A 20,093-nucleotide genomic window follows, 5' to 3' on the forward strand; every position below is an offset into this window, starting at 1 on the left:
CACTTGGGCGGGACCAAAACGTCTGGGGTTTTGGGCCACTGGATTGAATGTTGGGACAAAACCCCCGGTTTTGGGCCAATGGATCGTGAGTTGGGGCAAAACCCGTTTTGGGCTAATGAAATGGATAGGGAACAAACTGGGGCAAAACTGCCTAGTGAGCCCCCTGCTCTTCCACCGCTTCGATGGCCTCTTCGGAGGCTTTGCGGTCGAAGAACGTGAGGGCGAACAGCACCATAATCGCCGCGGCCATGCCGGCGGGGACCAGCCAGAACTGTTTCCATTGAGCCATGGTCTCGGAGAGCAATTGCTGATCGATACCTTCAGGGAGTTCAGCTGTGAACATTTGGCCCAGTTGTTCGGCGAAGCTAGGAGATTCGACCCCTGGGAACTCGCTGACGACCTTCTTCAGCGTGTCGGCGGCGGCTTTGATGTCATCGACGTCACCACCGCTAATGGCCGACTGCGAGTCGGCGATCGCCTGCTGCAAGGCGGTAGTGGAAACGTCGGCATCGGCCTTGGCGATCAACTGCTGAGCGTTGGCAACCTGCATATCCAAATCGAGCGCCGAGTAACTTGTCATTGTCGAACCAAAGAGGATGCCGGCGATCATGTAGCCAAAGAACATGCCCACACCCTGCGTGAAGAACACCAACATACCCTGCGCCTGGCCACGGATATCCTTGGGAGCTTTCTGGTCGGTGTACATGAATCCGGTGACGAAGAAGAAGTCGTAACAAACACCATGCAGCAACACGGCCAGCAAGATCATCCAACGCACCTGGTCGGGTGCGGCGAAAGCGAACAGCAAGTAGCGAATCACCCAGGCGGCCATGCCCACCAGAATCATCCACTTCACGCCCAACCGACGGAAGAAGAAAGGAATCAAGAGCATGAAGAATATCTCGCTCATTTGTCCCAACGTCATCGTCGACGCGGCGGCTTGATAGCCAACTTGCCCCAACAGATTGGAAGTAAATCCGTAGTAGTACGCCAGCGGAATGCAGATCAGCGTCGAGCAGAGAATGAATACGAAGAACGGAGGGTTAGTCAGCAGTTGCATCGCGTCCAACATGAAGACCGTTCGCAAATCAGCCGGCTTGCCTTTGGCAGGGGGTGGCGTATGTGGGAGCACAAAGCTGTACACACCCATCACCAGCGAGGCGATACCAGCCACCCACATGATCTTCGGAGTCGCCGACCATCCCGCAAACCCAACAACTAAGCCAGCGACAATCCAGCCGATGGTGCCCCACACGCGAATCTTGGGAAAGTCATTCTGATCAGCGATGTTAGTGAACGCGATTGTATTGCTAAGTCCCAACGTGGGCATGTAGCAAAGCAAATGTCCGAGGAACAACCAGTACAGCGCGTCCGTATTCTTGGATTCCACAAATCCAGGGACCGCACACATGATGGCCCCAGCAATCAAGAACAGAACTCCCATCACCTTTTCAGACGGAAAGAACCGGTCGGCAACAAGGCCCAAGAACAAAGGAGCAATGATGGCCGCCAAAGGAGCCGTGCCGTACGCGCTGCCAATAAAGCCTTCCAGTCCATTCGATCCCAGGCACAACCCCAAGGTTGCGAACCAGGCTCCCCAAACGAAGAACTGCAGAAACATCATTACTTGCAGGCGAAGTTGCACGCTGTTCATCGACGGAGGGCTCCTGGAGAAAGGGAGTGTATGGGAAAAGGACGGCTTAGGTCGTCTTACGAGGGCGGAAGATAAACACAAGCACCATCAACGGGACGATGGGGGCCAAAAACATCAGCAACTGGCTGATGGGCGTCACCGTGCCCGGTGCGGTTTTGGCGTGCCACACCAGATAGGTCAGGTACGCCAGGTAATACAATAGCATCGCGCCGCCCTCGATGCGAGTAATGCCGAATCCGGAAAAGAAGACCGGCACCACCGCCAGGGAGATCGCAATGAGTACAGGAATATCGAAGGCCATCGACTGTGCGTCGACGTTGATGCCCGACGGAGCAACCACCGCCGAGAGACCCAGCACCAGCAAAATGTTCAGGATGTTGCTGCCCACCACGTTGCCCACCGCCAGGTCGCGCTCGCCACGCAAGCTGGCCATAAGCGAGGTGACCAACTCGGGCAGCGAGGTGCCAATGGCCACCACGGTAAGCCCGATCACCAGTTCGCTCACCCCGAAACCCTTGGCGAGCTCGACGCAAGCTTCCACCAGCCAGTCGGCTCCCAACACTAACAAGGCGAGGCCAATCACCAGCTTGACCACGTCCAACACGATGCTGACCCAGGTGGATGTCTTGGGATCGTACGTGATTTCGCTCTCGGCAATGAGCGACTCGCTCGTAGCGACGGCCGACTCGCGACGCCCTTGCCGCACGGTGAAGATAAAGTACGCCACGAGGAAGATAAAACAGAAAGCGCCCTCGATGCGATTGAGCGAACCACCCAGCCCGAACAACCACAGCAAGGCCGCTGCGGCGATCATGACCGGGATGTCGATACGGAACAGTCGATAGTTGACCGCCAGCGGCGCAGCGAGCGCCGAGGCCCCCAGTATGAGAAGGAGATTCGAGATATTGCTGCCCACCGCGTTGCCAACCGCCAGGTCAGTCTTGTCGGTGTAGCAGGATTGCAGCGAGACAGCCAATTCCGGCGCACTGGTGCCGAACGCCACGACCGTCAGGCCGATGATCAGCGGCGAGACCTTCGCGGCGGCCGCCAAGTTCGAGGCCCCCCGCACCAGCAGTTCGCCTCCCCCGATGAGCGCAATGAAACCGCCGACGATGCCAAGCAAGATTGCCAAGGAGAACACACCCTTCGTCGCTGAAGACCCAGATTCCAATCCGACTAGTTTACCGGATGGTTGGGGGCCGCGACGAGGGGAGTCGATACGCTGTGCCGGTTTCGCGTCAAAGCGTTACCGAATCCCGCGAAACCAACGAGACAAAAAGATGGCCAATGCAACGAAGCTCATCGGTCGCTCACTCCGACTCGTCGTCGGATTCGCCCAGGCCGACGTCGCTGGGCGAGGGGAATCCGCTGTTGGAAGCGTGCTTCTCGATGGAGCGATCCTCGGCGGCCGCCGCGAAGCTCGGCAGCATGGCGCCGGGTGCGCGATACATGTGACAGCCCGATGCGCTAAGAAGCACAGCGGCCGAGAACAGCAACAAAGCATGACAGTGAGATTTCAAGATCGGAGACCTCCGCAATGAGAAAAGAAGCAGTTGGCCAGCCAGGCGAACTAGCGCTGGAATTCCGGCGCCTCTTGCGCCATCCTAACCCCCTCATCGCTCGACTCGGTTTCCTTGGGTCCGAACAGCCGCGCGAAGAACCCGGGCTCGCCCGATCCTGGGGCGAGTTCGGCCGAGTTGTCCAGCGAGCGGTTGTCGCCACCGGCGCCGCCTGGCACCATGTTCTTCATTTTGTCGATGGAGTTGTTCATCGCGGTGCGGGTCTTCTCGAGCGCACCATGCGCCCCGTCGCGCGCCTTGTGGAATGGCTTGGCGAGCCAGCCCACTTCGCCGTTCTCTTTGCGCCAAGGCGAAGCGAACTCCAACTTGGGCAACTTGATCTCCGGCCAACTCGCACGCGCGATGGGCGACTCGACCATCCAACTGTCTTCTTCGGTTGGCGTCTCGCCAAGTTGGGCTTCGAGCGCAGGATCGCCCAGCACCAAGCCGCCTGGCAGTTGCTCTTCTTCCGTCGCGGGCTCCTCTTTGCCAAAGGGCCACAGCGACCGCCATCCACCTTCTTCGCCCAACGCTGGCGAGGAGAGAACGACCGCGAACACCACGGTCAACAGTTGGCAGGCACGCGTAGGTTTGTACGAGGTACCGTAAACGATCATTGCTCCGAATCCTGTTCGGGGAGAATGCAGGGGGAAACTCAAGCGGCGGGAGTTTGCCAAGCTGTTCGATCTGCGTCCAGACCATTTGCTGGATGGCGTTTCATAACGATGCGGGTTGCTAGCACCGCGCATCGAGCTTGCCCGGTGTGCGGCGGCAGTTTAGGCTCAACGCTAGCAAGCCCGGTTTGCTGACAGATTTACTTACTCCGCGAGGCACAGAATTTCGACGATGGCGAATTATAAGTATGGGTTTATCGGCGCGGGACGCATGGCGACCGCCCTGGCGTGCGGACTGGTGGAAGCCAAACTGGCCACGCCTGCGGAGATCGTCGCGAGCGATCCCAGCGAGGCGGGTCGCGCCGCGTTCGCCGAGCAGGTCGCTGGCTGCACGGTCGAAACCAACAATACCAAGGTGTCCACTTCCTCCGCGACCGTCGTGCTGGCGGTGAAACCCCAGGCCATGACGGCCGTGCTGGCCGGGTTGGGGGAAACCGCAGCAAATGGCCCGCTGTTTGTGTCCATCGCCGCGGGGGTGACGCTCGAAAAGCTCGAGGCCGGACTCGGCGGCGACGCCCGCGTGGTTCGAGTGATGCCCAACACGCCCTGCCTGGTGGGGCGGGGCGCCAGTGGCTATGCGGGCGGGAGCCGGGCCACGGCCGACGACCTGAAGAGAGTGGCCGACTTGCTCGAAGCGGTCGGTATCGCACTGGAATTACCGGAACATTTGCTGGACGCGGTGACCGGACTGTCGGGGTCGGGCCCTGCCTTTGTTTATACTATGATAGAGGCGCTCAGCGACGGCGGAGTGCTGGCGGGCTTGCCCCGCAACGTGGCGCACCAGCTCGCGGTGCAAACCGTGTTGGGAGCTGCCCAGATGGTCGCGACCACCGGCCAGCACCCGGCTGAACTGCGCGATGCGGTCACCAGCCCCGGCGGAACCACCATCGCCGGACTGGAAGCCCTGGAGCAAGGTGGCATGCGGGCCGCGGTGGTAGCGGCGGTGAAAGCCGCCACGAGTCGGTCGCGCGAGTTAGGACAGCAATGACCGAAGGCTGGAGAACAGGCAACTAGCACTGGTTAAGTTGGGAGCAAACATGTCGATAATGTGTCTGGTCGACGACAAGCAGGTGCCTCTGTACCGCGTGATGTGGGTCGCAGCGACTCCGCACTTCTGTGGCGAGGAAGACTGCGTGCGCGAAGGATACTACGAGATCCGCCTGGAACAGGGCGAATCGGTGTGGGCGAACCAAAACGAACGCGACACCATGCTCAACAAGCTCGAATCCTGGCAGGGTGGCGAGGGCATTCCGGACGACGACGAAGACTGGTAACGGAATAGAAAGGAACGCACACCATGTCGGACCAAGGCGAACAACTTGCCTGGCGAGAAACCTATTTTGTCATGTTCTCATCGAGCGATCGGCCCACGCTTGCGCAGGTGGAAGCAGCCATCAGCGAATCCAGCAATCGCTTGAGCGTGTCGAATCTCGAAGCCAACGACGACGGACTATTTGCCTCGGCGGTGGTTCAGGCACCTGAAGACAACGCGGCGATGGAGATCAGCTACGAGTCGGGCGAACTGGTCATCGAGCAGAGCGGCGAACTGGCCAAGCAACTTCGCAAGCAACTCGACGGCGATCAACTGGCGCAACTGGTTCGCGCCGATGCACGCCTGGACGTGATGCACTTCGAGCGACTTGCCGAAGGAGCGAGCGACTACGGCTTTGGCGACGAGGAAGACGAGGAAAGCCTGCTGGACGAGGCACTCGACCCGGCCAGCCTGATCACCGTGGTCGACGCCCTGGCCCGCCTGACCGGCGGCATCGCATTCGACCCGGCCAGCGGCGACATCATGGCATAGGCAAAGTCATCGCTTCAGCAGCCGCCAAGGCCGCGGGGCTCGCCTGCCCAATTCTGGTGCGTCCTGGTATGCTCTTCGTGTGCATTGTCCCCCTCCCCCCAACCTTCCTTTCCCCCACGCACCGATGCTCGCCAAAGACCTCAAGCCCGGCACCGTTTTTAAGCACAACGATGCCCCGCATATCCTCGAGTCGGTCACCGTCCAAAGCCCCTCGGCCCGCGGCGGCAACACGCTATACAAGTTCCGCGCCCGCAACCTAGTCACCAAACAGAAGGCCGACCTGGTCTGCAAAGGAACCGACAACCTGGAAGACGCCGACTTCCAGAAGCGGGAAGTCACGCTGATGTACACCGACGCGGAGTCGGTCCACCTGCTGGACTCGGAGGACTACAACCAGTACTCCATCGCGACGGCCGACGTTGAGAACGAGATGAAGTACGTCGCCGAAAGTCTGCAAGGCCTGATCGCCCTGATCTACGACGGCGAGTGCGTCGGCCTGCAAGTGCCCGCGACCGTGGAGCTGGTGATCACCCAAACCGACCCCGGCGTAAAAGGCAACAGCGCCACCGGCCGCACCAAGCCTGCCACACTAGAAACCGGCTGCACACTCCAAGTGCCCGAGTACCTGAAGGAAGGCGAGAAGATCAAGGTCGACACGCGGACGCATGAGTTCCTGGGGCGAGCGTAGCAGTACGAAGGTCGCGCAGCCTATTGCTCAAACTCCTCAGGGTAGTAGTATCCGTCGTCGCTGTCGGCCTTCTCTCGGGAGATGACTAGGTGGTCTTTGTTATGCGCTGCGGCAAATAGCTTGCCGACGTCTTCGCAGGGCATATTACACTCGTAGATTTCTACCCATTCCAAATAGCCCTCTCTTAGCAGTTTCTCAAATGCTGCGCAAGATGCTGTTCCTTGGATGCAGGAAAGTTCCTTGAGTCTCGGGCAGCCAACGAGCACTTCCAAGTGAGCATCCGTGATTGGTGTATGGCCCAGGTCGAGACCATAAAGGTCCGCTGTTTCCATCAGCATTTCGAGGCTCCGAGGAGTGAGTGTCGATTCACCCAGAACCAGTTCCGACTCCAACTCCAAAGCCGGCAAAACTAACCAAAGGCGTTCATCGGTCATAGATACAGCCGCTAGGTCGCCTACTAAATAGGGTGGATCGACACCTGCCTTCTGATGCCATCGAGCTACCTGATCCTCGATGATCAGTATCTCACGAGCATTTACAGCATAGCCCGCCTCCGCGGCGTACTGATTCTTGGGAATCTTGATCTTCCACTCGGGGTGTCGTGCCACCAGTTCCCTGGCTTCACGCAGAGTAAGTGACGCGCCTGCAAGATCTAGTGATTCCAGATTCGGTGGCGGATGGAAGCCAGCTAACAAGTCTTCAAACATCAAGTTATCGAAACTCAGATCGAGGCATCGAACCCGATCTAGTTTGGACATGTCCAACGTAGAAAAGTCGGTATCCACCCACGGGCCGGCGAAGTGACTTCCCTGAGGTTTCAGGGGCGACTGCAAAACGAGGTTCGATAGTGCTGGCAGGTGACTCAGATGTTCAATCGTCGCTTGATCGAACTTGCGACAACTCAGTTCGAGCGTTTCCAGATAGCGGAGTTCCGATAGCCTTTGCCAATCTTCGTCATCGAGAAAGCCAGCATCCAGACGCATGCCGTTGGTTCGATAGAAACGGTTCAGAGGTCCGCTAGTTCCCACCAGTCGCCTGAGCCACAGGGGACCACGATAGGCCAAATCACGTTGGCCAATCCCTAGCTCCAGAGCCTTCACACTGTCAGCCTCCGCTAGCAGTCCTCGCTTCCACGAAGTCCACCAGGTGAGCATCGTGCAGGCGACTAAGACGACTGCCAGGGCATCGATCACTCGAAAACGGAACCAGCCGCCACGGCGACGGCGAAAGAGCTCCACAGCCCCCGTAACGCAAACAATCAAGAGAATCATCACCAGCACGTTGCAGAGCAGCGCAAGTGGATAGAACCTGCGAATCTCGCCATCAAACCGCCACGCCCATCCAGTCGACCAAGAAAGGGGCCAACCGTTGAAACGCAAGTTCTCTGGTTCGACCGTATTGGGGACAAGATCAACCGCGGCGCCTCGGTGTAAGTAGGTTAGCGGCCAACCATGAAACCACTCAAAGAACGCACCTTGATAGCCGGGGTTCTGCTCCAGCCAGAGCCAGTACAACTCGTCGGATTCGTGCCACAGACGAGCATTGTAGTCCGCGTATCTCTCGCCCGGCACTACGATCACAATCATCACCGCGGAGGCCAACAACAGCACCACCCACGAGAAAGTGTGCAGTCGATACCAGGGACGTTTGCTCTCAGGCACGATCCGTTCCGATTGTGGTCGTGTAGCAACTAGATCCAACCAACATCAAGTATTATTACCACCTCCCACCAGCGGCACAAACGACACCGGCGCCACTAGCATTTCGCGGAGCGACTCGTCGGGCAGCTTCTCGACCACCGTCAGGTGTTGCCGGCTGGCCGTGCCGACGGGGATGACCAGCCGGCCGCCGGGGGCCAGTTGGTCCACCAGCGCGGGCGGGATGGTGCGCGGAGCGGCCGCCACGACGATCGCGTTGTACGGGGCGTGCTCGGGCCAGCCTTCGGAGCCATCGCCTAAGCGGTATTCGATGTTCGTGTAGCAAAGTGCGTCGAGTACCTTTCGCGCGTGCACTTGCAGCGGTTCGACGATCTCCACGGTGTAGACCCGGTCGTACAACTCGGCCAGGATAGCCGCCTGGTAGCCGGAGCCAGTGCCGATGTCGAGCACCTTTTGGCCCGGCTCGGGGCGAGCGTGCTGAATCATTTCGGCGACGACCAACGGCTGCGAGATGGTCTGCTCGTGCCCGATCGGAAGCGGGCGGTTCTCGTAGGCCCGCTTGCGGAGCGATTGGGGGACGAAGCGTTCGCGGGGCACGCGCCGCATCGCGTCCAAGACGCGGTCGTCGGTGATGCCGAGTTGCGAGAGTTCTTCGAAGAGGTCCATGATGAAATAGAACAGGCCGCTACCCGACTGGCGGATAGCGGCCTGAGCTGTGTACTGCGTTGTCTGTCTTGGTTTAGACAGTCAAGGCTGGCGTCTCGAACGCCTCGTGCAAAGTGTCCGCGGGGTGCGGTACGTCGTGCACGTCGGTCTCGCTCAGGTGATGGCGGATCCGGTCGATGGCGCCAGCGGCCAAAGCACGCTCCAGCAAGAGCTGCTTGCCAGTCTCGGTGTGCACGCCAACCGAGCGAAGGGTCTTGCCCGACTCGGGGCAAGCAAAATGAACACGATGGGGAGTGACGTTGTCAATTTCAACCTGCCCAGTCGAAACCTGGTAGCCAACTACCAGGTCGATGCGGCGGTTGTTCTCTTCGTCCTCCCATGCTGCATGAACGGTTCCCATGGTCGTCACTCCTACAAACGCGGTAAGATTTGGTTGCGGCGGGTTACTCCCCGCCAAAAACACGTAGCCCCACATTATAGCGCTTCGCGCGGGGTACAGCTAGAGGAATCGGCCAAAAACTGCGGGTTGGACAAGGAAATCGGGCAATTCCTTAACCCTACCTGTGGGTCCGATTTCCGCTGGCGCAGGTTGTGACGAATCCGATCCCCGCTACCGAGGGGCCTCCCGATAGCAACCACCAAGCCAATTGCGGCCGCCAGCAACCCCAGCGAGCCGGATTCCGGCATCGCCATTTGCCGCTCGCCGACACGACGCAGAGTTCCACCACCTGATGTGGAGTACCACAGGTTGCGAAGCAGAACCGTGCCACTTGGACTCGACCAAGGCGATGTACGAACGATTGCAACAAGCCGCTACCGCTTGCTTTTCGCCTTCTTCTTCGCAGGCTTTTTGGACGCGGTGGCTTTCGTCGACTTCTTGACTGCCTTCTTCTTACTCGCGACCGTCTTGCTCGTCTTCTTGGTAGACTTCTTGGACTTGGCCGTCTTCTTCGTGGCGGCTTTCTTCTTCGTTGCTTTCTTCTTGGTCGCCTTTTTCTTCGACGGCGACTTTTTGCCATCGCTAAAGATCAAGTCCCAGTTATCAGCAAACTTCTTCGTCGAACCGACGCGGACCACACTCATTGTTAAATTGGCTCCTGCTAGTGGGGAGGGATAGATGGCTGGATAGTGCTCGCGCATAGGTCGCTTGCGCGGGCAACTGTGAATCTAGGAAATCGAGGCATCATCGGCAACCGCCGGAACGACTTCGTAGCCAAAAACGCTCGTTCACCGCGGAACGAGCCACTGGCAACGGGGTTGGATGGACGACTGGTCGTATCGCCAACGTGGCGACAACGACACTCGGTTTCTAGGGCACTCTCGCCAAGGAGCAACCGTCATGCACTGCGTCTTCCCACGTGACCTGCTTTTATTCAGTTTGCTGATACCCGGGGTTGCGTCGGCTCAAACACCAGTGGCGAGAATCATCAACGGGCAGCCGACCGACGAGTACGCGGCCGTTGGCATCGTCGGCAGCACCGAGTCCGGCGGATTCTGCACGGGAACGCTCATCTCCCCACGGCACGTGCTCACCGCCGCCCATTGTGCCCAGTTTATCGAAGAAGCCACCGCTGGAACCTTCACACTCGGCGAGAAAACCTACACCACTGTGAAGATCGACATCCACCAAGGGTTCGATCCCCTGTCGTTCGAGAACGACATCGCGGTGCTCGAACTTTCTGAAGCGGTGACCGATGTCGAGCCGATGGAGATCTTCCGTGGCAATCCGCTGGTGGGCGACACGCTGACGATCGTCGGCTTCGGCGCCGGTGGCACGGCCGAAGATGGAGCCACCGGTACATTCGGCACGAAGCGGTTTGGCGTGACCACCATCGACGCGGTGGACGAACTGTTCGTGTATTGGAACTTCGACGACCCCAACGAATCGAACACCGCGCCGGGCGACTCGGGTGGGCCCGGATTCATCGAGGTGGCCGGGCAGTTGTACATCGCGTGCGTCACGTCAGGCGGCACCAAGCAGGACGCATCGCTAGGCGACATGGCATTCAACGCCCGAGTCGATCCCTTCGAAGCTTGGATTGACGCAATCGTGATGGTTGCCCCACCAACGGACGAAGATCCCACTGACGAAGACCCGACAGATAACCCACCGGACGAAGATCCTACCGACGAAGACCCAACCGATGACCCGCCGACGGACGAGGATCCATCCGATGAAGATCCTTCTGCCGAAGATCCCGACGACGACTCCCACTGCCACGGCGACCCCGTGCGACAGGCGTTACGCGAGATCGTGGCCGAGGTGCTGACCTTCCTGTCCAGCGATTCTTTCGTGTCCTTCCTGCAGGACTTGGCCGCGGAGTTGCGAGGGGAGACAGCTACGGAGTAGCCCTTCAATTCCGCTCTAGTAGCGACTTTGGCACGCAGTGCCGCATACGGTTCTCGCGCGGACGCATGAGGATGTGTTGTGCGGTGATGGACAACCGCACGCGCTCGTTGCTCAAGATGCGGAGCAATTGCTCGTCGGAAAGCAACTGCTTTTCGGCTGGCAACAGTTCTTGCATTCCCTGCAACCGGCCGCAACTGGTGGATTGCAGCGTCCCAACACCATCGCGCGAGGTCTCTTCGCCGTAGCGAAAGTGATTGGTGGTAAGCAGCGGAGCATCGCCGTCCGCGTAGCGAAGATTCGCTGTGGTTGGCGTGCGTTCCACGCAAACACGCTCGTCGTTCTGCGTGCCCACAATGGTCACCAGACAGGGGGCCGCTAACGTTTGCTTGCTGACTCGCTCCACCGCTTCTTCGAAGCTGTTGCACTCTTCCACCACGCGACGCAGGTGCAGCATCACTGGGTAACCGGTCTTGTGCAGGCCAGTTCCCTCGTCCACGGCATTCATGGCCAACGCAAAACCGTTGACCGACATTCCCGTCACCAAACCGATCGCGCCCGGCCAACCGGCAACCGTGGTCTCCGCCCTGCCCTCTCGTGTGCCTACTACCGTGTAGCTGTGCCGGGCCAACTCTCGTTCGGGCCACCAATCCATATTGCGAGCCAACACGGGCCCTTCGTCGGTGGCGGCCGCGATCGTGGAGCAGCCAAAGTAGGCGAGTGTCAAATCGTACGCCGCGCCGGCCAGCATCAGGTCGCGCCAGTCGATCTCCATCACCTTGGCTTGAGCCTTGGCCTCGGCACGAAAATGTCCAAACGTTCTCAGGTCGACCAAATGAGCAAGGCGGGACAGTCCACTCGGAAAATCCGCTTTCATGGCGGTCAGCAATTCCTCTGCCGCCGCGCGCATCACCGCTCGATGGGGCTCGTACCGCTCAGAAAGTGGTAGCGCCAAGTCGAGATTGATCTCGCTGCAATCCACCCAAGTCGCCATCGTTTCTATTCCTTGCCACTTGGATGGTTCTTGCTCGGCTACGCGTGCAGCTTCTTGTACTTGAACCGCTTCGGCTCGTCGGCGTCTTCGCCCAATCGTTCGCGGCGTTGTTGCTCGTAGGTTTCAAAGTTGCCTTCGCAGTAGTGGACGTAGCCGTCGCCCTCGAAGGCCAAGATGTGGGTGGCCAGGCGGTCGAGGAACCAGCGGTCGTGACTAACGACAACCGCACAGCCGGCGAAGTTCGCGACCGCTTCCTCTAATGCCCGCAGCGTGTCGACGTCCAGGTCGTTGGTCGGTTCGTCCAACAGCAGCACGTTCGAGCCCCGGCGGAGCAGTTTGGCCAGGTGCACACGGTTTCGCTCACCGCCCGACAGCACGCCGACTTTCTTCTGCTGGTCGGTCTTCTGGAAGTTAAACCGCGAAACGTACGCCCGGGCGTTGAGCTTGTGGCCGCCCATGTCGAGCGTTTCGTGGCCACCGGAGATTTCCTCGTACACGGTCGCATTCGCGTCGAGTTCGTCACGTGACTGGTCGACGTAGCCGAGTTCCACTGTGGGTCCGATGGTGAGCGAACCGCTGTCGGGCTGCTCCATGCCCATCAGCATCTTGAGCAGCGTGGTTTTGCCCGCGCCGTTGGGGCCGATGATGCCCACGATGCCGCCCGGCGGTAGGCGGAAGTTCACGTTATCTAGCAGCACCTTCTCGCCGTACGCCTTGGAAAGGTTGTTGGCTTCGATCACCAAATCGCCCAACCGTGGTCCAGGCGGGATGTGAATCTCCAGTTCCTTTTCCTTGGCGTCGAAGTCTTCCGAGGCCAATTGCTCATAGGCGGCAATACGGGCCTTGCTCTTCGATTGCCGTGCCTTGGGGGCCATCCGAACCCACTCGAGTTCGCGCTTGAGCGTTCGCTGACGGGCCGTTTCTTGTTTCTCTTCCACTTCCAGCCGCTTGCGTTTCTGCTCGAGCCAGCTGCTGTAGTTACCTTCCCAGGGAATGCCCTTGCCGCGGTCGAGTTCCAGAATCCAGCCCGCGACGTTGTCGAGGAAGTAGCGATCGTGGGTCACCGCGACGATCGTGCCCGGGTACTCGGCCAAATGGCGTTCGAGCCAGGCGACGCTTTCGGCATCGAGGTGGTTGGTCGGTTCGTCCAACAGCAGCAGGTCGGGCTTCTCGAGCAACAGTTGGCACAGCGCCACGCGGCGGCGTTCGCCGCCGGACAGTTTGGTGACGTCCGCATCGCCGGGCGGCAGGTTCATGGCGTTCATCGCCACGTCGATCTGCCGGTCGAGCTCCCACGCGTTCGTGGCGTCGATGCGATCCTGCAGCGCGGCCTGGCGGTTCATCAGCTTTTCCATCGCGTCGGGATCGTCCGCCACCTCGGCGTACTTGTCGCCCAAGGCTTCGAACTCAGCCAGCATCGCCCGCGTCCCGGCCACCGCCTGCTCGACGTTGCCCTGCACGTCCTTATCGGGATCGAGTTGCGGTTCCTGCTCCAACAGCCCTACGGTGAACCCGTCGGTCAGCCGGGCTTCGCCGTCGAACTCCTTGTCCTTGCCAGCCATGATCCTGAGGAGTGTACTCTTGCCGGCGCCATTGCGGCCCAGCACGCCGATCTTCGCGCCGGGATAGAACGCCAGGTAGATGTCGTCGAGCACCAGCCGCTGACCAATCTTCTTGGTCAGGCCAGCCATTTGATAGATGTATTTTTGCGACATAGCGGTACGTAGATATCTTGGGGGGTGTGCGAACAGACGCCCTCGCGGCGCTGACTTGGCTGCGAAAGCTCGTGCCCGATCTGGTTGGATATGCTAGAATACGCTTGATCGGTGAACTCTCGCGGGTTCGCAATTCTACACCGAGGGTCGTGGTTATGGCAGCGGCCATCAAGCTCCGTTCTCGATACGACAACACGCCAGGGTACTTGGAAAAGCGGCATCCAGCGGGCGTCCTGCTGCGCAGCCAGTTGGCGGTCGCCGAGTTTCTCGATGAGATTGACGACCAGTATGCTGCCGCCGGAGATGGTGGGCCCGGCGTGGGGTGGTTGCTTCGCTTTCGCTCTGACTTTCGCGCCATGATCCAAGACGGGCTGCTAGCTGCGTACGGTCTGGGTAAGTGCCTGCAAACGGGGCCAACCCACACGCCCGCCTATGCTGTTGCCATCTTCCTGCTGGGAAGATGCGCGTCGCGATCCCACACACTCGGCCTCTCGCGCCTCGACGCCGAAAGTACGCCCGCTGTGCGAAAGCACTACGCCCGAGCCCTTCGCCGCGTGGAGGCGTGGCCTCGACTCCGCAGGCTGTCCGAAGATCATCCGGACGACCGGTTTGTCCAGGCCGTGCTCGAGAACACCACGCGCAGGCCATTCGTCAATCGCCTCTCCCGCTTCGCCCAGCACGTCGATCACTCGCATGAAGCCGAAGCGGCGCTCGTGTCGCGGATGCCCTTGTGGATTCGCGATACCGAATGGAATGGCAAGCCTCCGAAGCGGGCGAGCTGGATTCGGATTGTGCTGGAGCGAATAAGAGAGTGGGTGCGGGGCGAATAGGTGCGTGGGCCCCGCTCGTCGCTTCTCCTCTTTCGCACTAGAATATCTTCCATGCAATACCTATTCGAAGATCCGATCCCGCTATTGATGGTGGGTATCGTGCTGCTGACGTTTTCGGGCGTGATGTACTACACGACCCGCAGTGTGGGCTCGTTCGTAGCCTGCGTGATCATCGCCGTGCTGTCGATCTCGGCCCTGGTGATGGAGCAACTCGTCCACACCCCCCGGGAAATGGTCGAGGTGACGATCGGGGGCATCACCAACGCCGCGGAAGACAACGACATACCCGAAGTGCTGAGCTACCTGTCGCCGAGCGCCACGAAGACGCGGGCAATGGTCGAAAAACTTATGCCCGAGTTCAAAGTCGAGCACGCCAACATTGTGAGCGACATTGAAATCACGCTCGACGACGAGAAAGATCCCAAGCACGCTACCGCCAAGTTCGAAGGCTATTTCTTCGCCGAGCACCAGTCGGGCCTTCGCGGAGGCGAGCCATTCCCCGTAGAGGTCACGCTGGTCCGCGACGGAAATCGCTGGCTGATCGAGGACTTTTCTTCCAATGTCGACTTCGAAGCCGAAGCTGCCAAGCTGAGGAATTGACGCAGCTGCTCTACGGCCGGTCGCGGTAGCCATAGCCAGGCCCGTAGCCTCCGCCGCCGCGGTAGGGACCGTATCCATGGCGGGGTCCGTAGCCGTAGCCACGACCGTAGGCGGGGCGGCTTTCGTAGTAGCCGCCGGTCAGGTACGACTCTTTCCACGCGTCGTGGAACCGCTCCCACTCGGCATCCAGTCCGCCACGACCGTTGCCCCAACTGGCGACTTCGTAGTTTGTCTCGTAGCTGCCGGCGGTACCACGCAGTGTGGTGCGGTTGGTGCGGTAGCCGCTCGTGACCAAACGCGGGTCGGGAAGCTCTTCCACGTAAGCGTGCCGCGCGTACTTCGCCACGCGCGCCCCGGTCTGCGGGTCGTTGGTAAACGTGCTCTGCTTGAACATCCAACTCGGCCGCTCGCAGCAGTCTTCCGCGCGAGCGGTGGCCGAAATGAAGAGACTCATCGCGAGAGCAAACAGAAGTCGAGGGGCAAGCATCGTAGCACTGGGGGCTAAATGAAAAGGCGGGAACATAGTTCCAGCCTAATCACGCTGCCCCGCCGGCCCAAGCAATTCGGGCGAATTCGTGCCGCTGAGGTTCCGGTGGTGACGGTTGTTCCGGTGAGAAGCACCTCGGCGGTGAGGCGTTTACTCAGTCCCTTCAATGGGGACCGGCTTCACCGTGTGGTCAGCCGGGTCATATTGCCATTTGTAACCATCGTCGATCCTAGGCATTGGAGCTTTCAATGGCTCCCACACTCTCTTCATGAATTCCTCATGCGACTTGGGATACTTGCCTTCCGATGCGTAGTGTTTATCGAGAGCGTCTTTGAAAACGAGTGGTACCACAAAGTCCATTGCATGACGGCGAGCACCCGCGATGGCCCCTCCGTAATTCGTTCCATCGGACAGGGCTGGTTTCGACGTGTTAGCCGACTCGCGCTTTGCAGTGGTAGTTGAGTCGTCACTCACTTCCCCTCCGCCGGTCTGCGCCGTTGAATCTGTCGACGCCTCGGGAGTATCGGTACGCTCCGGCAAATCGACCGACGGTTTACAACCGAGCGTCAGCATCGCGGCAACTGCCACGGCGAGCTTTAAACTTTGATGTCCCATGTGTGCATCTCCGATAAGTGATCCGCCATGGTGCGATCGACCGTGAGCGGTGTCAGGGTGAGGTGCCCCTCGAGTATCGCGTTGAGGTCCGTTTCGCGCGGGAACCCGGTAGGCGGTGTGCCGGCCGCCCAGTAGTAACGCCGGCCCTTGGGATCCCGCCGCTCTTCGAACTCGGCCGGCCACCGCGCAACGCCCATCGGCACGATGTGCAGTTCCGCTGGGTCGTCTTCCGGCCGCAGCGTCGCGGAGGTCGGCATGTTGAGATTGTACAGCCTGTGGTTGGCAAACGCATCACGCGCGAGCAACTGCTCAATAACGCCCACGCCCATCTGGGCCGCGCGGTCGAATCGCGGATCGTCGTCGTACTCCAACGAAACCGCAATGCTGGGGATGTCGTACAGGGCACCTTCCGTGGCTGCGGCCACGGTGCCGGAGTACAGCACGTTGATGCCGACGTTGAGCCCACCGTTGATGCCGCTTACCACCAGGTCGGGCTCGCGGGGGCAGAACTTGGCGATCGCCAGCTTGACGCAGTCGGCCGGGCTTCCCTCAACTGCCCAACCCCGCCGTCGTGGGGATGCGGGGTCGCCGGAGTCGCTCAAGGTTGCCTCTTTGGCCATCAGCGGCGTGAGGAACGTAATCGAGTGCCCTACCCCGCTCTGCTCCGTGGCCGGCGCCACGACCACCACGTCGCCAATCCGCCGTAGCTCGCGCTCCAGCGCGGCAAGTCCGGGGGCGTAAATTCCATCGTCGTTGGTCAGCAGGATCAGCATCTTGCAGAGGGTTCTGGGCTCAGGATTCAAGGGGCAGGGATCTCGGCGGAGAGTTCACTATAGCGCACACAGCGCCACAGCAGCAACGGTCCGGATAGTCGCCCGGCCGAAACCCGCTACAATGGTGGGTTTTCCGTCAGGCGAAAGACGCAGCCCCTGACCCCCGACCCCTGAACCCTGAACCCTTCGCCATGTCCAGTCTCGCCCAACAGCGTGTTCTTGTCCTCGACTTTGGTTCGCAACTCGCCCAGCTCATCGCCCGGCGGGTCCGCGAGCAGCACGTGTACTGCGAAATCGTCCGCCATGACATCACCGCCGAGCGGCTCCGCGAGCTGGCGCCGATGGGCATTATTCTGTCCGGCGGTCCGAACAGCGTGTACGAGCCCGGCGCGCCGCAGTGCGATCCGGAACTGTTCAACCTCGGCATCCCGGTTCTCGGCATCTGCTACGGCATGCAGCTCGCCTGTCAGGCGCTCGGCGGCGAAGTGAAGAACGTACCGAGCCGCGAGTACGGCCGCGCCCATTGCCAGGTGGACGACGACAGCGATCTGTTCGCCGGTGTGCACAGCGAGACCGAAGTATGGATGAGCCATGGCGACCAGGTGACCGCGATCGACGAGGACTTCACACCACTCGCCCACACCAGCACCTGCCCTTACGCGGCCGTGCGACACAAGCGGCTGCCGGTGTTCGGTTTGCAGTTCCATCCCGAAGTCACTCACACGATGGAGGGAAAGACGCTGCTGGCGAACTTCGTGCGGAACGTCTGCCAGTGCGAAGGCACCTGGCGACTGGGCGACTTCGCCGAAGAGACGATCAACCGCGTCCGTGAACAAGTCGGCACTGACCGCGTGATCTGCGGACTCTCAGGCGGAGTGGACTCGTCGGTGGTCGCCGCGCTACTGGCCAGAGCGATTGGCCCACAGCTCTCCTGCATCCTGGTCGACAACGGACTGTTGCGAAAAGACGAAGAGCGGGCGGTGGTCGAGGAATTCTCCACGCACTTCAAGACCGACCTGCACGTGGTGAAGGCCGAAGATCGCTTCCTCGGCCAGCTCGCCGGAATCGTCGACCCGCAGGAGAAGCGGCGCCGCATCGGGCACGAGTTTATCAATTGCTTCAAGGAGGAAGCCGACAAGATCGACGACGCCAAGTACCTGGCGCAAGGCACGCTTTACCCCGACGTGATCGAAAGCGGCGCCTCGGCCGACGGCCCGGCCGACACCATCAAGCTGCACCACAACGTCGGCGGCCTGCCGAAAGAGCTAGGTTTCGACCTGATCGAGCCGCTCCGCGACCTGTTCAAAGACGAAGTCCGCCAACTCGGTTTGCAGTTGGGTCTGCCCGAGGAAATCGTCTGGCGTCACCCATTCCCCGGCCCCGGCCTGGCGGTCCGCTGCCTGGGCGAAGTGACTCGCGACAAACTCGCCATGCTCCGCGAGGCCGACGCCATTGTGGTGAGCGAGATCAAAGCGGCCGGCTTGTACCGCAGCACGAGTCAGGCGTTCGCGGTGCTACTGCCGGTGCAAAGCGTGGGCGTGATGGGCGACAGCCGCACCTACGACAACGCGGTGTGCGTCCGCTGCGTGAACACCGACGACTTCATGACCGCCGACTGGAGCCACCTACCCCACGACCTGCTCTCGCGCATCTCGACGCGAATCATCAACGAGGTGAAAGGCGTGAACCGCGTGGTGTACGATATCAGCAGCAAGCCGCCAGCGACGATTGAGTGGGAGTAACGACGGTGGACAGTTTCGAAAACCCGTTTAGCGAGTTTCTCAAGTCGCAGGCCGAGACACTGCTGCTGAGGGCGGGATTTCCCCCGCTGATCTACGAGAACGGTCGGGACCAAGAGCTTAGCTCTATAAAGTTGAAGGTTCCCGAAGTGTTGTCGATCTTGGAAACCATCATCCCGGATGCTCAGCAGGAGTCGCTGAAAGAGTCTGGGTTCGAGAAGTTCGAATTTCAAACCGAACACTACCGCTTTTGCGTCGATGTGACTTGGAACGAGTCGATCAAAGAGATCAGGTTTTGCAAGCAGATTTAACGTTCTCGTTGGCGCTCGCTGGTTCTGGACCACGCCGAATCCGATGTGGCCGTTGATACTGCCGGTCGACGACACCGAAGCGAACCAAGGCGAGATTGGGAAACCGCAGTAGCTCTTGCCCTGGTCATTCTCCGACTGCCTGCAATAGTGGCGTGTTCGCTCAACCGTTGGAGAATTCCCATGTTCGCACGCACGCTCTGGATTGTCGCACTCAGCTGTGTTACCTCGCTGAAAGCCACGGCCGAAGAAAGCACCGCCGTCGATCCACCTGAGGCTGGCGAGGTGCTCGAGCGTCTCGCGGGCGAAGCCGAGGTGAAACCATTGCCGCAGGACGATGGTGCGACGTTCTATCGGTCGGGCGAGTACCGGGTGACCACGCCGCTGCCGGAAGGCTACCCGCGGCCGACTCCGCCGGGTGTGGTGGAGATCAAGCGTTATCCGGAAGTTCGCCGCGCGACGTTCGATGGCGACGGGGCGGGGCCTGATGGAATGAGGAACTCGGGTACCGCGTTCTTCCCGCTGTTCGCGCACATCAAGACGCGAGGCATCGCCATGACCGCTCCGGTAGAAATCGAATATCAGGGCCTCGAAGGCGACAATGACAAGCCGGACAGCTACGACATGTCGTTCCTGTACCGCAGCAAGAGCGATGGCAAAACCGAGTCGTACGCCAACATCACGGTGGCCGACACCAAGCCGGTGACGGTCGTCGCGATCGGCGTTGCAGGCGATGTGACGCTCGAGAAAGTCAACGCTTCGATCGTCGAGTTGAAAGAGGCCATCGCCGAGTCCGGCCAGTGGCGGGTGGCGGGTGAGCCGCGGGTGATGGGGTACAACGGCCCCGATGTGCCACAGCCGAAGCGGTGGGGTGAGGTGCAGTTGCCGGTGGTGCCTGCGAATAGTCACAAGTAGAGCGCGGGCAGTAGCCCTTCTTCTCGGAGTCTAAAGCGCTTTCAGAATTAGCGTGCCGACTTGGCTT

Annotated in this window: 23 protein-coding genes; 10 read left to right on the plus strand and 13 right to left on the minus strand. The window is 60.3% G+C overall.

What is annotated here, in order from left to right; genetic code table 11:
• Positions 1-151 precede the first annotated feature (151 nt).
• The 4 genes from ACQK2L_RS15725 to ACQK2L_RS15740 form a co-directional block, all read right to left on the minus strand.
• Positions 152-1,654: a nucleoside permease gene (locus ACQK2L_RS15725; RefSeq protein WP_425397976.1), complete on the minus strand. Its 1,503-nt coding sequence runs from the start codon at positions 1,652-1,654 to the stop codon at positions 152-154.
• Between the two features lie 46 nt (positions 1,655-1,700).
• Complete coding sequence (locus tag ACQK2L_RS15730) at positions 1,701-2,786, minus strand: calcium/sodium antiporter (protein WP_425397977.1); 1,086 nt, start codon at positions 2,784-2,786, stop codon at positions 1,701-1,703.
• 178 nt (positions 2,787-2,964) lie between these two features.
• Complete coding sequence (locus ACQK2L_RS15735) at positions 2,965-3,105, minus strand: hypothetical protein (protein WP_425397978.1); 141 nt, start codon at positions 3,103-3,105, stop codon at positions 2,965-2,967.
• 119 nt (positions 3,106-3,224) lie between these two features.
• On the minus strand, positions 3,225-3,830 hold the full coding sequence (locus ACQK2L_RS15740; protein ID WP_425397979.1) for a hypothetical protein: 606 nt from the start codon (positions 3,828-3,830) through the stop codon (positions 3,225-3,227).
• Positions 3,831-4,059: 229 nt separating this feature from the next.
• Here ACQK2L_RS15740 and proC point away from each other — a divergent pair, with 229 nt between their 5' ends.
• The 4 genes from proC to ACQK2L_RS15760 all read left to right on the plus strand — a co-directional run bounded on the left by proC (position 4,060) and on the right by ACQK2L_RS15760 (position 6,379).
• Positions 4,060-4,875, plus strand: a complete 816-nt coding sequence (gene proC / locus ACQK2L_RS15745; protein ID WP_425397980.1) for a pyrroline-5-carboxylate reductase — start codon at positions 4,060-4,062, stop codon at positions 4,873-4,875.
• Between the two features lie 49 nt (positions 4,876-4,924).
• A complete protein-coding gene (locus tag ACQK2L_RS15750) occupies positions 4,925-5,161 on the plus strand; it encodes a hypothetical protein (RefSeq protein ID WP_425397981.1) in 237 nt (78 codons plus the stop codon).
• A gap of 23 nt (positions 5,162-5,184) precedes the next feature.
• Positions 5,185-5,691: a hypothetical protein gene (locus ACQK2L_RS15755; RefSeq protein WP_425397982.1), complete on the plus strand. Its 507-nt coding sequence runs from the start codon at positions 5,185-5,187 to the stop codon at positions 5,689-5,691.
• 124 nt (positions 5,692-5,815) lie between these two features.
• Positions 5,816-6,379: an elongation factor P gene (locus ACQK2L_RS15760; RefSeq protein WP_425397983.1), complete on the plus strand. Its 564-nt coding sequence runs from the start codon at positions 5,816-5,818 to the stop codon at positions 6,377-6,379.
• Between the two features lie 20 nt (positions 6,380-6,399).
• Here the strand turns inward: ACQK2L_RS15760 and ACQK2L_RS15765 are convergent, their stop codons facing one another.
• The 4 genes from ACQK2L_RS15765 to ACQK2L_RS15780 form a co-directional block, all read right to left on the minus strand.
• Positions 6,400-8,040: a hypothetical protein gene (locus ACQK2L_RS15765; RefSeq protein WP_425397984.1), complete on the minus strand. Its 1,641-nt coding sequence runs from the start codon at positions 8,038-8,040 to the stop codon at positions 6,400-6,402.
• 45 nt (positions 8,041-8,085) lie between these two features.
• Positions 8,086-8,703 carry a protein-L-isoaspartate(D-aspartate) O-methyltransferase gene (locus ACQK2L_RS15770; protein ID WP_425397985.1) on the minus strand — a complete coding sequence of 206 codons (618 nt, stop codon included), beginning with the start codon at positions 8,701-8,703 and terminating at the stop codon, positions 8,086-8,088.
• A 73-nt stretch (positions 8,704-8,776) separates the two neighbouring features.
• On the minus strand, positions 8,777-9,103 hold the full coding sequence (locus ACQK2L_RS15775; RefSeq protein ID WP_425397986.1) for a hypothetical protein: 327 nt from the start codon (positions 9,101-9,103) through the stop codon (positions 8,777-8,779).
• 413 nt (positions 9,104-9,516) lie between these two features.
• A complete protein-coding gene (locus tag ACQK2L_RS15780; protein ID WP_425397987.1) occupies positions 9,517-9,786 on the minus strand; it encodes a hypothetical protein in 270 nt (89 codons plus the stop codon).
• A 256-nt stretch (positions 9,787-10,042) separates the two neighbouring features.
• On the opposite strand from ACQK2L_RS15780, the gene ACQK2L_RS15785 reads away from it, so the two are divergent.
• A complete protein-coding gene (locus ACQK2L_RS15785; protein ID WP_425397988.1) occupies positions 10,043-11,053 on the plus strand; it encodes a S1 family peptidase in 1,011 nt (336 codons plus the stop codon).
• Between the two features lie 4 nt (positions 11,054-11,057).
• Here the strand turns inward: ACQK2L_RS15785 and ACQK2L_RS15790 are convergent, their stop codons facing one another.
• Both ACQK2L_RS15790 and ettA read right to left on the minus strand, forming a co-directional pair.
• Complete coding sequence (locus ACQK2L_RS15790; RefSeq protein ID WP_425397989.1) at positions 11,058-12,044, minus strand: C45 family autoproteolytic acyltransferase/hydolase; 987 nt, start codon at positions 12,042-12,044, stop codon at positions 11,058-11,060.
• 38 nt (positions 12,045-12,082) lie between these two features.
• Positions 12,083-13,759 carry an energy-dependent translational throttle protein EttA gene (gene ettA, locus ACQK2L_RS15795; RefSeq protein WP_425397990.1) on the minus strand — a complete coding sequence of 559 codons (1,677 nt, stop codon included), beginning with the start codon at positions 13,757-13,759 and terminating at the stop codon, positions 12,083-12,085.
• 155 nt (positions 13,760-13,914) lie between these two features.
• Here ettA and ACQK2L_RS15800 point away from each other — a divergent pair, with 155 nt between their 5' ends.
• Positions 13,915-14,589, plus strand: a complete 675-nt coding sequence (locus ACQK2L_RS15800) for a hypothetical protein (RefSeq protein ID WP_425397991.1) — start codon at positions 13,915-13,917, stop codon at positions 14,587-14,589.
• Between the two features lie 51 nt (positions 14,590-14,640).
• Entirely contained in the window at positions 14,641-15,189 is a 549-nt protein-coding gene (locus ACQK2L_RS15805) for a hypothetical protein (RefSeq protein ID WP_425397992.1), read from the plus strand.
• Between the two features lie 10 nt (positions 15,190-15,199).
• On the opposite strand, the gene ACQK2L_RS15810 is transcribed toward ACQK2L_RS15805, so the two are convergent.
• From ACQK2L_RS15810 to surE, 3 genes are all read right to left on the minus strand, one after another.
• Positions 15,200-15,643: a hypothetical protein gene (locus ACQK2L_RS15810; RefSeq protein ID WP_425397993.1), complete on the minus strand. Its 444-nt coding sequence runs from the start codon at positions 15,641-15,643 to the stop codon at positions 15,200-15,202.
• A 183-nt stretch (positions 15,644-15,826) separates the two neighbouring features.
• Positions 15,827-16,291, minus strand: a complete 465-nt coding sequence (locus ACQK2L_RS15815; protein WP_425397994.1) for a hypothetical protein — start codon at positions 16,289-16,291, stop codon at positions 15,827-15,829.
• On the minus strand, positions 16,273-17,064 hold the full coding sequence (surE, locus tag ACQK2L_RS15820; RefSeq protein WP_425397995.1) for a 5'/3'-nucleotidase SurE: 792 nt from the start codon (positions 17,062-17,064) through the stop codon (positions 16,273-16,275). The genes ACQK2L_RS15815 and surE overlap by 19 nt, the downstream gene beginning before the upstream one ends.
• Positions 17,065-17,255: 191 nt before the next feature.
• On the opposite strand from surE, the gene guaA reads away from it, so the two are divergent.
• From guaA to ACQK2L_RS15835, 3 genes are all read left to right on the plus strand, one after another.
• Positions 17,256-18,806, plus strand: a complete 1,551-nt coding sequence (guaA, locus tag ACQK2L_RS15825) for a glutamine-hydrolyzing GMP synthase (protein WP_425397996.1) — start codon at positions 17,256-17,258, stop codon at positions 18,804-18,806.
• Between the two features lie 5 nt (positions 18,807-18,811).
• The gene (locus ACQK2L_RS15830) at positions 18,812-19,114 is read left to right on the plus strand and encodes a hypothetical protein (RefSeq protein WP_425397997.1); all 303 of its coding nucleotides are present in this window, start codon (positions 18,812-18,814) and stop codon (positions 19,112-19,114) included.
• A 180-nt stretch (positions 19,115-19,294) separates the two neighbouring features.
• Complete coding sequence (locus ACQK2L_RS15835; protein ID WP_425397998.1) at positions 19,295-20,026, plus strand: heme-binding protein; 732 nt, start codon at positions 19,295-19,297, stop codon at positions 20,024-20,026.
• Positions 20,027-20,093: the final 67 nt, after the last annotated feature.

The organism is Aeoliella sp., from assembly GCF_965227375.1.
GTDB lineage: Bacteria > Planctomycetota > Planctomycetia > Pirellulales > Lacipirellulaceae > Aeoliella.

Coding starts and splice junctions, on each gene's coding strand:
- ACQK2L_RS15760 (WP_425397983.1), top strand. CDS start 5,816: ATGCTCGCCAAAGACCTCAAGCCCGGCACCGTTTTTAAGCACAACGAT.
- ACQK2L_RS15740 (WP_425397979.1), bottom strand. CDS start 3,830: ATGATCGTTTACGGTACCTCGTACAAACCTACGCGTGCCTGCCAACTG.
- ACQK2L_RS15775 (WP_425397986.1), bottom strand. CDS start 9,103: ATGGGAACCGTTCATGCAGCATGGGAGGACGAAGAGAACAACCGCCGC.
- ACQK2L_RS15770 (WP_425397985.1), bottom strand. CDS start 8,703: ATGGACCTCTTCGAAGAACTCTCGCAACTCGGCATCACCGACGACCGC.
- ACQK2L_RS15815 (WP_425397994.1), bottom strand. CDS start 16,291: ATGGGACATCAAAGTTTAAAGCTCGCCGTGGCAGTTGCCGCGATGCTG.
- ACQK2L_RS15785 (WP_425397988.1), top strand. CDS start 10,043: ATGCACTGCGTCTTCCCACGTGACCTGCTTTTATTCAGTTTGCTGATA.
- ACQK2L_RS15790 (WP_425397989.1), bottom strand. CDS start 12,044: ATGGCGACTTGGGTGGATTGCAGCGAGATCAATCTCGACTTGGCGCTA.
- guaA (WP_425397996.1), top strand. CDS start 17,256: ATGTCCAGTCTCGCCCAACAGCGTGTTCTTGTCCTCGACTTTGGTTCG.
- ACQK2L_RS15750 (WP_425397981.1), top strand. CDS start 4,925: ATGTCGATAATGTGTCTGGTCGACGACAAGCAGGTGCCTCTGTACCGC.
- proC (WP_425397980.1), top strand. CDS start 4,060: ATGGCGAATTATAAGTATGGGTTTATCGGCGCGGGACGCATGGCGACC.
- ACQK2L_RS15835 (WP_425397998.1), top strand. CDS start 19,295: ATGTTCGCACGCACGCTCTGGATTGTCGCACTCAGCTGTGTTACCTCG.
- surE (WP_425397995.1), bottom strand. CDS start 17,064: ATGCTGATCCTGCTGACCAACGACGATGGAATTTACGCCCCCGGACTT.
- ACQK2L_RS15755 (WP_425397982.1), top strand. CDS start 5,185: ATGTCGGACCAAGGCGAACAACTTGCCTGGCGAGAAACCTATTTTGTC.
- ACQK2L_RS15780 (WP_425397987.1), bottom strand. CDS start 9,786: ATGAGTGTGGTCCGCGTCGGTTCGACGAAGAAGTTTGCTGATAACTGG.
- ACQK2L_RS15805 (WP_425397992.1), top strand. CDS start 14,641: ATGCAATACCTATTCGAAGATCCGATCCCGCTATTGATGGTGGGTATC.
- ACQK2L_RS15800 (WP_425397991.1), top strand. CDS start 13,915: ATGGCAGCGGCCATCAAGCTCCGTTCTCGATACGACAACACGCCAGGG.
- ACQK2L_RS15810 (WP_425397993.1), bottom strand. CDS start 15,643: ATGAGTCTCTTCATTTCGGCCACCGCTCGCGCGGAAGACTGCTGCGAG.
- ettA (WP_425397990.1), bottom strand. CDS start 13,759: ATGTCGCAAAAATACATCTATCAAATGGCTGGCCTGACCAAGAAGATT.
- ACQK2L_RS15735 (WP_425397978.1), bottom strand. CDS start 3,105: ATGTATCGCGCACCCGGCGCCATGCTGCCGAGCTTCGCGGCGGCCGCC.
- ACQK2L_RS15725 (WP_425397976.1), bottom strand. CDS start 1,654: ATGAACAGCGTGCAACTTCGCCTGCAAGTAATGATGTTTCTGCAGTTC.